Origin of the sequence: Curtobacterium sp. 320 (assembly GCF_031455235.1) — a bacterium.
Lineage (GTDB): Bacteria > Actinomycetota > Actinomycetes > Actinomycetales > Microbacteriaceae > Curtobacterium.
The window spans coordinates 24,199-35,126 of record NZ_JAVDSI010000022.1 but is presented as its reverse complement, the minus strand read 5'-3'; the positions used below and the strand labels follow the sequence as shown (position 1 = coordinate 35,126).

The window sequence follows — 10,928 nt, the reverse complement described above, 5'->3', positions numbered from 1 at the left end:
CCAGCAAGCTGATGAGTCACGGGGTCAATAAATTGGCATTGACAATGTGCACGCTGTTGAGTTCTCAAGGACCAGACGCACTCCCCACTCGACCCGTGGAACACGAGCGTCGTCAGAGAGGCATTTCGTCTCACCCCGAACAGACCACTTCGAGAGTGGATCGTCATCGGGATTCGTTGCCTGAGCGGGACCCCGTCCGGACTGCATCTCCGGGGCGTTCGCTCCGGTGACCGTCTCGGCCGTTCCGTTCTCCGCCTCAGCGGCAACGAGTGATTACTCTACACACGCCCTGGGGGCCCCGCCAACCGTCCCGCACCCCGGGCGTGTCGCAGGGGCCGATCCGCGCGGAGACGCGGAACGGCCCGCCCCCACGGTGGGAGCGGGCCGTTCGGTGACGCGCGTCAGTGCTTGGCGATGACCGGGTTCTTCAGTGTGCCGATCCCCTCGATCGTCACCTCGACGACCTCGCCGTCGGCGATCTCGCCGACGCCGGCAGGGGTGCCGGTCAGGATGACGTCGCCAGGGAGGAGCGTCCAGATCGACGAGACGAACTCGATGAGGGACGGGATGTCGTGCACCATCTCGCTCGTGGAACCCACCTGGCGCAGGTCGCCGTCCACGCGGGTCTCGATGCGGATGTCCGACGGGTCGATCTCGGTCTCGATCGCCGGCCCGAGCGGGCAGAACGTGTCGAAGCCCTTGGACCGGGTCCACTGGCCGTCGCGCGCCTGCAGGTCACGGGCGGTCACGTCGTTGGCGATCGTGTAGCCGAGGATCACGCTCGCGAAGTCCTCGCGCGTGACGTTCTTCGCGAGCGACCCGATCACGATGGCGAGCTCGCCCTCGTGGTCGACGCGTCCGACCCCGGCGGGGAGACGGATCGGGTCCTCGGGGCCGATCACCGACGTGTTCGGCTTGAGGAACACCACCGGGTCGTCCCCGGAGCGCTCGTCCATCTCGGACGCGTGCTCGGCGTAGTTGAGCCCCACGCCGATCACCTTCGACCGCGGGATGACGGGGGCGAGGAGCTTGGCGTCGGCCAGCGGCACCCGCTCCCCCGTGGTCTCGAACCCCTGGTACATCGGGTCACCCGCCAGCACGACCAGGTCGCGCTCGTCGAGGATGCCGTACCGGGGGTCTTCGCCCTTGCTGCTGAACCGTGCGATCTTCACCGTTGGAGCCTATCGACGTGTGGTGTGCGTTCAGGCCGGGTCGGTCAGGCGCGTCATCCACCCGTGCGGGTCGGCACGGCGGCCGTACTGGATGTCGGTGAGTTCGTCGCGCAGGGACATCGTCAGCTCGCCGGCCCCGACGGTCGGCGACCCGATCGTGAAGCCCTCGCCGCGGAGTTCCGCGATCGGGGTCACGACGGCGGCGGTCCCGCACGCGAAGGCCTCGGTGATGGAGCCGTCCTCGACGCCGTCACGCCACTCGTCGAGGGTCACCCGACGGCGTTCGACGCGCAGCCCGCGGTCCTCCGCCAGCTGCAGGATCGAGTCGCGCGTGATGCCCTCGAGGATGGAGTCGGAGTCCGGCGTGACGAGCGTGCCGTCCGCCTTCACCAGCACGACGTTCATGCCGCCGAGTTCCTCGAGGTACTTGCCCTCGACCGAGTCGAGGAACATGACCTGCTGGCAGCCGTGCTCGTACGCCTCTTGCTGGGGCAGGAGCGACGAGGCGTAGTTGCCGCCGGTCTTCGCCGCACCCGTGCCGCCCTTGCCGGCCCGGGCGTAGTTGGTGGACAGCCAGATCGACACCGGCTTCGGTCCGGAGGTGAAGTACGCCCCCGCCGGGCTCGCGATGCAGTGGTACGCCACCGCCTGTGCCGCACGCACCCCCAGGAACGACTCGGTCGCGATCATGAACGGCCGCAGGTACAGGCTCGTCTCGGGCGCCGAGGGCACCCAGTCGACGTCGGTCCGGACCAGCTCGCGGATGGAGTCGACGAAGGTCTCCACCGGCAGCTCCGGCAGCGCGAGCCGCCGCGCGGACCGCTGGAAGCGCTTGGCGTTGGCGTCCGGGCGGAACGTCCAGACCGAGCCGTCGGCGTGCCGGTAGGCCTTCAGCCCCTCGAAGATCTCCTGCGCGTAGTGCAGGACGCTCGCGCTGGGGTCGAGGCTGATCGGCCCGTACGGGTGGACCGAGGCATCGTGCCACCCGGCGTCCAGCGTCCACTGCACGGTGGCCATGTGGTCCGTGAAGTGCTTGCCGAAGCCCGGGTCGGCGAGGATCTCCTCGCGCTCGGCGGCGGCACGGCGCTCGGGTGAGGGGGTGGTGGCGAACGCGAGTCCGAAGTCGGTGTCGGTGCTCATACGGGGAGACTCCTGTCAGGCGGTGGTGGTGCGTGCCGTGGCCGCGGCGGCGATGGCGTCGCCGATCTCGGCCGTGCGACGCTGCGAGGTGCCCCGGTCGGCGAGGTCGGCCTCGACCGCCCGCGTGACCGCCGCCGCGAGATCGCTGCGACCGATGTGGTCGAGCAGCAGTGCGACGGACAGGATGGCGGCCGTGGGATCGGCCTTCTGCTGACCCGCGATGTCCGGCGCGGAGCCGTGGACCGGCTCGAACATGCTGGGGAAGGTGCCGTCCGGGTTGATGTTGCCCGAGGCCGCCAGACCGATGCCGCCGCTGATCGCGCCGGCCAGGTCGGTGATGATGTCCCCGAAGAGGTTGTCGGTGACGATGACGTCGAACCTAGCAGGTTCCCGCACCATGTGGATGGTGACGGCGTCGACGTGCTGGTAGTCCACCGTGACGTCCGGGTACTCCTGCCCGACGGCCGCGACGGTGCGCTGCCAGAGGGCTCCGGCGTGCACCAGGACGTTGCTCTTGTGCACGAGCGTGAGGTGCTTGCGCGGCCGCCGGTCCGCCAGCTCGAACGCGTACCGGACGACGCGCTCGACACCGTACGCGGTGTTCAACGAGACCTCGGTCGCGATCTCCTGCGGGGTCCCGACGCGGATGACGCCGCCGTTGCCGACGTACGGTCCCTCGGTGCCCTCGCGTACGACCACGAAGTCGACGTCACCGGGGGACGTCAGCGGCGTCGTCACCGACGGGTAGACGACGGTCGGGCGCAGGTTCACGTAGTGGTCGAAGGCGAACCGCAGCTTCAGCAGCAGCCCGCGCTCGATGATCCCGCCCGCGAGCCGGGGGTCGCGGGGGTCGCCGCCGACCGCGCCGAGCAGGATCGCGTCGTGGGTGGCGATGGCGGACATGTCGTCTTCGGTGAGGATGTCACCGGTCTCGAGGAACCGGTCGGCACCGAGGGAGAACGGGGTCTCCTCCACCACGAGGTCGCCCGGCAGCACGGCGTGCAGGACCTTCAGCGCCTCGTCGACCACCTCGGGTCCGATGCCGTCCCCGCGGATCACCGCGAGCTTCACCGTCTGCGTCATGTCCGCCACTCCCCTACAGCGTGATGTCGATCTCGCGGAGCGAGGCCGCGTCGATCGTGGACCGGACGTGCTCGAGGATCTCGGCCGGGACCGGCGAGTCGACGGTGAGGACGCTGAGCGCCTGGCCGCCGGCGGCTTCCCGCGAGATCTGCATCGCCGCGATGTTGATGCCGGCGTCGCCGAACTCCTTGCCGTAGACCGCGACGATGCCGGGCCGGTCGGTGTACTCCATCACCACGTGGTGCTCGGCGAGGGCGACCTCGACGTCGTGACCGTTGATCTCGACGAGCTTCGCGACCTGCTTCGGGCCGGTGAGCGTGCCCGACACGCTGATCGCCGGGCCGTCGGACTGGGCCCCGCGGATCGTGAGCACGTTCCGGTACTCCGGGCTGTCCGAGTCGGTGATGAGCCGCACGGTGACCCCGCGCTGCTCGGCGATCAACGGTGCGTTGACGTAGGACACCTGGTCGCTGACGACGTCGGTGAAGACGCCCTTGAGCGCCGCGAGCTTCAGCACGCTGACGTCGAACTCGGCGAGCTCGCCGTGCACCTCGACGTCGATGCTGGTGACGGGCGACGTCGCGAGACCGGTGAACACCTGGCCGAGCTTCTCGACGAGCGGGATGCCGGGGCGCACGTACGGGTCGATGACGCCACCGGCGACGTTGACCGCGTCGGGGACGAGTTCGCCGCCGAGGGCGAGCCGCACGGACTTGGCGACGGAGACGCCCGCCTTCTCCTGCGCTTCGTCCGTCGAGGCACCGAGGTGCGGCGTGACGACGACGTTCGGGAGCGCGACGAGCGGCGAGTCCTTCGGGGGCTCGGACACGAAGACGTCGAGACCGGCGCCGGCGATCGTGTTCGAGGTGAGCGCACGGTGCAGCGCGTCCTCGTCGATCAGCCCGCCACGGGCGACGTTCACGACGAACGCGGTCGGCTTCATGAGCGCGAACTGGTCGTCCGAGATCATGCCGACCGTCTCCGGCGTCTTCGGCATGTGGATCGTGGTGAAGTCGGCACGCTTGAGCAGGTCCTCGAGCGAGACGAGCTCGACCCCGAGCTGCTGGGCACGGGCCGTGGTGACGTACGGGTCGTACGCGATGACCTGGACGCCGAACGCCTGCAGGCGCTGGGTGATGAGCGCACCGATCCGGCCGAGGCCGATGATGCCGACGGTCTTCTCGTACAGCTCGACACCGGTGTACGCGGAGCGCTTCCAGGTGCCGGCGGCGAGCGACGCGTGTGCGGCCGGGATGTGGCGCGCGAGCGACAGGATGTGGCCGACCGTGAGCTCGGCGGCGGAGATGATGTTCGACGTCGGCGCGTTGACGACCATCACCCCGGCGGTGGTCGCCGCCTTGATGTCGACGTTGTCGAGGCCGACGCCAGCACGGGCGACGACCTTGAGGTTCGGGGCCGCGGCGATCGCCTCGGCGTCGACCTTGGTGGCGGAGCGCACCAGGATGGCGTGCGCATCGGCGAGGGAGGCCAGGAGGGCGGGGCGGTCGGTACCGTCCACGTTCCGGATCTCGAAGTCGGGCCCGAGGGCGTCGACTGTGGCGGGCGAGAGTTCTTCGGCGATCAGGACGACCGGCTTCGGCACAGCTGCAGTTTCCTCACACGAGACGGGCGGTATCCCACCATCGTATCGACGTGTGCACGTGGTTACGACCGCAGGGTCGGTCCGGTGGGCGACCACACGACGGACGGGAGGCGCGGTGCCGGCCGGCACCGCGCCTCCTGGCCGTCAGGAGGAGCGACCGAAGTCCAGCAGGCTCGGCACGAACAGTTGCAGGTCCAACCACAGCGCGCCGGCTGCCGCGAAGGCCAGCACGAAGACACCGATGGTCACCGCGAGCCGAGCGCGTCGGGTGATCCACAGGGCGACGACGAACGCGACCGGCGCGATCGCGATGTCCAGCACGAGCCAGAGCCACGGCGTGCTGCTCCGGAGCGAATCGCCGCCGGACGTCGTGTCGAGGAAGGCGTTGAACTGCCGGACCGAACCCGAGATGCTCACGAGGTTACCGACGCTCTGCACGGTCATGTACGCGAACAGCAGGGCGAACACGAGCCAGACGACGACCTTGCCGACGAACGCCCGGGACGACCGACGGACGGTCGGCGTCGCGGCGGTCACCCGAAGCTCCGCGTCATGAGGAACGGCCACGGGAAGAGGACGAGTGCGCCGAGCAGCATCCACAGCAGACGGCTCCGCGTGCGCTGTCCACGGCCGGCCCAGAGCACGACGGTGAACCACAGCGCGGGCGCGACGATCGACAGGAACCGGAGCACCTCGACGAAGACGGTCAGCACGGTGTCGACGTCCGAGACGTACGAGGTCGAGGCCGTGAGCAGCCAGGCCACCGTGTAGAGCAGGTACAGGCCGCCGAAGACGCCGAACCCGATGAGCGCGCCGGAGGTCTCGGGGGCCTCGGGGTCACGGCCGGAGCGTTCCTTGACGGTGACCGGGTTGTGCGCCGCGTCGACGTGGGTCGCGTCGTCGGCGTCGCCCCAGCTGAGGGCGTCGTCGTCGTGGTCGACCGAGCCGTCGGGCGGGGATGCTGCCGTGGTCATGCCTCGATTCTACGAGGCGTGCCGCTCCGGCTCGACCACGGACGACCGGTGCGGCCGCTGGTCAGACGTCGGCGGGTTGGGTCTCGAGGACCTCGGCGACGACCTCGCGCACCGCGGGGAACAGCGGGTGGCTCTCCATCAGGCCGGTGAGGATCTCGGTGAGGGCGTGTGCCGTCGCACCCGAGCGGAGCAGCGCGTGCAGCTCGATCGACTCGGGGTCGTTCTCGTCGTCGAAGTCGAGCGCGACGCGCACGGCGCCGAGCAGGTGGTCGACGGGGAGCCCGCGTTCGGCCAGCTGCGCAGCCGGTCCGACGAAGCGCTCGCGGCGGCCGAGCTTCCGGAGCGGGTTGCGCCCGACGCGGACGGTCGTGTCCGGGAGGTGCGGGTTCGCGATGCGGGAGAGGTTCGCGGCGACGTAGCGCGCGTGCTCCTCCGGGTCGAAGCCGTGCTTGGCGACGAGGAGTGCTGTGGTCTCGGCGAGGACGCCGTCGACCTCGGCGCGGACGGCCTCGTCCTCGAGGGCCTCGCGGATGAGGCGGATGCCCCGGACGTAGCCGTGGTAAGCGGCCGTCGCGTGCGCGGTGTTCACCGTGTAGAGCTTGCGCTCGACGAACGGCTGCAGGTCGTCGACCCAGGTCACGCCGTCGATCGCGGGCGGCTCGGCGTCGGAGTCGGCGAAGGGCGTGCGCTCGATGACCCACTCGTAGAACGGCTCGAGCACGACGTCGAGGCCGCCGGACTGGCCGAGCACCCCGGACTGGTCGGGGACGATGCGGTCGATGGCGCAGTTCGCGAAGACGGCGGCGATGTCGCGGTCCTCGAGGATGGGGGCACGACGGATGCTGGCGTGCAGGGAGTCCGTCGCGTTGAAGGCGTTCTCGCACGCCACGATCGTGACGTCGCCACGGTCGAGCGGCCGGGCCGCAAGCCCCTCGGCGATGACGGGGGCGACGAGCGGCAGGGTCCGGGCGCCGACCGCGGTCGTGACGACGTCGGCCTCGGCGATGGCCCGGACGACCTGCTCGCGGTCGGTCTTGCTGCTGAGGGCCGTGAACCCGTAGACGAGGTGCTCGACCGGCATCTCGCCGACCTCGTGCACGACGAACCGGCCGGCTTCGTTCAGTGCCGAGACGACGCGGTCGTCGACGTCCACGAAGGTGAGCTCGTAGCCGCTCGCGACCAGGAACTGCCCCACGAACCCGCGTCCGATCTTGCCGGCGCCGATGTGGACCGCTCGCTTCGTCACCGCCATCCGACGATCCTCCCATGCTGGACGACGACCTGAGGACCGCCCATGTCCGGGCCGGACGACGGTCGTCGCGAAACGTCCCCGGGAACGCCGAGGGGACGCCGGTGGGCGGCGTCGGGGCTGGTGGTGAAGTGCTGCATAACGTTCGGGTCACATCGCGAGGCGGCGGTGCGGGTGCACCGCCGCCTCGTCGTCGAGTGGTGTTGCGAAGACTACCGCGCGGCGGAACCGTCCACGTAGTCGGCGTCGTTCGACTTCCACGCGAAGAGGGCGCGCAGCTCGCGACCGGTCGCCTCGATCGGGTGGCCCTCGCCCTTGGCGCGGAGTGCCTTGAACTCCGGCGCGCCGGCGTCCTGGTCGTCGATGAAGCGCTTCGCGAAGGCACCGTTCTGGATGTCCGCGAGGACGGCCTTCATGTTCTCCTTGACCTCGGGCGAGATCACGCGCGGGCCGGAGACGTAGTCACCGAACTCGGCCGTGTCGGAGATCGACCAGCGCTGCTTCGTGAGGCCGCCCTCCCAGATGAGGTCGACGATGAGCTTGAGCTCGTGCAGGACCTCGAAGTAGGCGATCTGCGGCTGGTAGCCGGCCTCGACCAGGGTCTCGAAGCCGTACTGGATGAGCTGCGAGGTGCCACCGCACAGGACGGCCTGCTCGCCGAACAGGTCGGTCTCGGTCTCCTCGGTGAAGGTCGTCTTGATGCCGCCGGAGCGGAGGCCGCCGATGGCCTTCGAGTACGACCACGCGAGGTCCCAGGCGGAGCCGGACGCGTCGACCTCGACGGCGACGATCACGGGGACGCCACGGCCGGCCTCGTACTCGCGGCGCACGGTGTGCCCTGGGCCCTTCGGGGCGACGAGCGACACGTCGACGCCCTCCGGCGCCTGGATGTAGCCGAAGCGGATGTTGAAACCGTGGCCGAAGACGAGCGTGGCGCCCGGCTTGAGGTTGGGCTCGATGTCGTCCTTGTAGACGATGCGCTGGACCTGGTCCGGCGCGAGGATGACGACGACGTCCGCCCAGGCCGTGGCGTCGGCCGGGGTGAGGACCTCGAAGCCGGCCTCTTCCGCCTTCTGGCGGCTCTTCGAGCCCTCCTGCAGGCCGATCTTGACCTCGACGCCGCTGTCGCGGAGGTTGAGGGCGTGGGCGTGGCCCTGCGAGCCGTACCCGATGACGGCGACCTTCTTGCCCTGGATGAGCGTCAGGTCGGCGTCGGCGTCGTACACGATGTCAGTCACGGTGGTGGTTCTCCTGTGGTCGGTTCGGGAAGCGTTGGTTGCGGTGAGTCGGGAGGAGACGGACTGGAGGCGCGGTGCGGGTGGCGACCCGCGCCTCCAGTCCGTCACGGGTCGCGGTCAGCGCACCCGGTCGGTGATGCTCTTGGGCCCACGGCCCATGCCGAGGAGGCCCGCACGGGCGAGCTCCTTGATGCCGTAGGGCTCGAGCACGCGGAGGATCGCCTGGATCTTGCCGGGGTCGCCGGTCACCTCGACGATGAGCGAGTCGTTCGCGACGTCGACGACCTGCGCACGGAACAGGTTCACTGCCTCGAGCACGGCCGAGCGCGTCTGGTTGTCCACCCGCACCTTCACGAGCATGTGCTCGCGCTGGACGGACTGGGAGAAGTCCAGCTCGACGATCTTGATGACGTTGACCAGCTTGTTGAGCTGCTTCGTCACCTGCTCGAGCGGGAGGTCCTCGACGTCGACGACGACCGTGATCCGGCTGAGGCCGTCGACCTCGGTGTTGCCGACCGCGAGGGACTCGATGTTGAACCCGCGGCGCGCGAACAGCCCGGCGACGCGGGTCAGCAGACCCGGCTTGTCCTCGACGAGGAGGGAGAGGACGTGGCTCATGCGGTTTCCCCCGTCATGTCGGCGTCCTCGTCGTCCCAGGTGGGGGCGAGGGCCTGGGCGTACTCGATGGACGAGTTGCTGACTCCCTGCGGGACCATCGGCCAGACCATCGAGTCGCGGCTCACGACGAAGTCGATCACCACGGGGCGGTCGTTCGTCTCGAGGGCGAGCTGGATGGCGGCGTCGACCTCGTCCGCCTTCTCGACGCGGATGCCGAGGGCGCCGTACGCGTCCGCCAGCTTCACGAAGTCGGGCACGCGGCGCGAGTCGTGGCCGGTCTCGAGGTCGGTGAACGAGTGGCGGCCGTCGTAGAACAGCGTCTGCCACTGCCGCACCATGCCGAGCGACGAGTTGTTGATGATCGCGACCTTGATCGGGATGTCGTTGATGACGCAGGTCGCGAGCTCCTGGTTGGTCATCTGGAAGCAGCCGTCGCCGTCGATCGCCCAGACCACGCGGTCCGGCTCGGCGACCTTCGCGCCCATCGCGGCGGGGACGGAGTAGCCCATCGTGCCCGCGCCGCCGGAGTTCAGCCAGGCGTTCGGGCGCTCGTACTTGATGAACTGCGCCGACCACATCTGGTGCTGCCCGACGCCGGAGGCGTAGATCGCCTCGGGGCCGCTCAGCTCGCCGATGCGCTTGATGATGGCCTGCGGCGCGAGCAGTCCGTCCGTCGGCTCCGCGTAGCCGAGCGGGAAGTCGACCTTGAGCTGCTCGAGCTTCGCCCACCACTCGGCGGTGCTCGCACGCTGGTCGGTCGGGATGCCGCCCCACGCGTCGAGCAGGTCGACCAGGACCTCTTTCGCATCACCCACGATCGGGACGTCGGCGAAGCGGATCTTCGAGATCTCGGCCGGGTCGATGTCGACGTGCACGACCTTGGCGTTCGGCGCGAACTCGTCGGCCTTGCCGGTCACACGGTCGTCGAAGCGGGCACCGAGCGCGATGATGAGGTCGCTGTCCTGCAGGCCGAGCACCGCCGGGACGGTGCCGTGCATGCCGGGCATGCCGAGGTGCTGCGGGTGCGAGTCGGGGAAGGCGCCCCGTGCCATCAGCGTCGTGACGACCGGCGCACCGGTGGCCTCGGCGAAGCGGAGCAGCTCGGCGGTCGCTCGGGAGCGGATCACGCCGCCGCCGACGTAGAGCACCGGGCGCTCGGACTCGGCGAGGAGCTGCGCGGCCGCGGTGATCTGCTTGCCGTGCGCCTTGGTGACCGGCCGGTAGCCGGGCAGGTCGATCTTCGGCGGCCAGACGTAGGGCGCCGACTTCTGCTGGGCGTCCTTCGTGATGTCGACCAGCACGGGGCCGGGGCGTCCGGTCGTCGCGATGAGGTGCGCCGCGGCGAGGGTCGCCGGCACGTCGGCCGGGTCGGTCACGAGGAACGAGTGCTTCGTGATCGGCATGGTGATGCCGACGATGTCGGCTTCTTGGAAGGCGTCCGTCCCCATCAGGGTCGAGAAGACCTGGCCGGTGATCGCGATGAACGGCACCGAGTCCATGTAGGCGTCGGCGATCGCGGTGACGAGGTTCGTCGCGCCGGGGCCCGAGGTCGCGATGGCGACGCCGACCTTGCCGGACGCCGAGGCGTACCCCTCGGCGGCGTGGCCGGCGCCCTGCTCGTGCCGGACGAGGACGTGGCGGATCGTCTGCGACGCCATGAGCTCGTCGTAGAACGGGATGATCGCACCGCCCGGCAGGCCGAAGACGTCGGTGATCCCGAGGTGCTCGAGCGTCCGGAGGACGGCTCCCGAGCCGGTCAGGATCTCCGGCGTCCGGCGTGCACCGGCGGCCGCGGACAGCGGAGTGGCTTCCGTGGGCATGAGGTGTTCCTTGCCTGGAGTGATGGCGATG

At 69.8% G+C, this 10,928-nt stretch carries 10 protein-coding genes; all 10 read right to left on the bottom strand.

Annotation, left to right across the window (positions count from 1 at the left end; genetic code table 11):
- Nucleotides 1-401: 401 nt before the first annotated feature.
- On the bottom strand, nucleotides 402-1,172 hold the full coding sequence (locus J2X60_RS18275; protein ID WP_309889550.1) for a fumarylacetoacetate hydrolase family protein: 771 nt from the start codon (nucleotides 1,170-1,172) through the stop codon (nucleotides 402-404).
- A gap of 30 nt (nucleotides 1,173-1,202) precedes the next feature.
- Entirely contained in the window at nucleotides 1,203-2,312 is a 1,110-nt protein-coding gene (locus J2X60_RS18270) for a branched-chain amino acid aminotransferase (RefSeq protein WP_309889548.1), read from the bottom strand.
- Between the two features lie 15 nt (nucleotides 2,313-2,327).
- Nucleotides 2,328-3,395: a 3-isopropylmalate dehydrogenase gene (locus J2X60_RS18265; protein ID WP_309889546.1), complete on the bottom strand. Its 1,068-nt coding sequence runs from the start codon at nucleotides 3,393-3,395 to the stop codon at nucleotides 2,328-2,330.
- 13 nt (nucleotides 3,396-3,408) lie between these two features.
- A complete protein-coding gene (gene serA, locus J2X60_RS18260; protein ID WP_071294936.1) occupies nucleotides 3,409-4,998 on the bottom strand; it encodes a phosphoglycerate dehydrogenase in 1,590 nt (529 codons plus the stop codon).
- A 144-nt stretch (nucleotides 4,999-5,142) separates the two neighbouring features.
- Nucleotides 5,143-5,535, bottom strand: coding sequence for a hypothetical protein (locus J2X60_RS18255; protein ID WP_309889541.1), 393 nt, complete (start codon nucleotides 5,533-5,535; stop codon nucleotides 5,143-5,145).
- Nucleotides 5,532-5,972, bottom strand: coding sequence for a hypothetical protein (locus J2X60_RS18250; protein WP_070418531.1), 441 nt, complete (start codon nucleotides 5,970-5,972; stop codon nucleotides 5,532-5,534). The genes J2X60_RS18255 and J2X60_RS18250 overlap by 4 nt, the downstream gene beginning before the upstream one ends.
- A 61-nt stretch (nucleotides 5,973-6,033) precedes the next feature.
- On the bottom strand, nucleotides 6,034-7,224 hold the full coding sequence (locus J2X60_RS18245; RefSeq protein WP_070418530.1) for a mannitol-1-phosphate 5-dehydrogenase: 1,191 nt from the start codon (nucleotides 7,222-7,224) through the stop codon (nucleotides 6,034-6,036).
- Nucleotides 7,225-7,433: 209 nt separating this feature from the next.
- Entirely contained in the window at nucleotides 7,434-8,459 is a 1,026-nt protein-coding gene (gene ilvC, locus J2X60_RS18240; RefSeq protein WP_070418529.1) for a ketol-acid reductoisomerase, read from the bottom strand.
- Nucleotides 8,460-8,576: 117 nt separating this feature from the next.
- Complete coding sequence (gene ilvN / locus J2X60_RS18235) at nucleotides 8,577-9,077, bottom strand: acetolactate synthase small subunit (RefSeq protein ID WP_022907763.1); 501 nt, start codon at nucleotides 9,075-9,077, stop codon at nucleotides 8,577-8,579.
- Nucleotides 9,074-10,897 carry an acetolactate synthase large subunit gene (locus J2X60_RS18230; protein WP_070418528.1) on the bottom strand — a complete coding sequence of 608 codons (1,824 nt, stop codon included), beginning with the start codon at nucleotides 10,895-10,897 and terminating at the stop codon, nucleotides 9,074-9,076. The genes ilvN and J2X60_RS18230 overlap by 4 nt, the downstream gene beginning before the upstream one ends.
- Nucleotides 10,898-10,928: the final 31 nt, after the last annotated feature.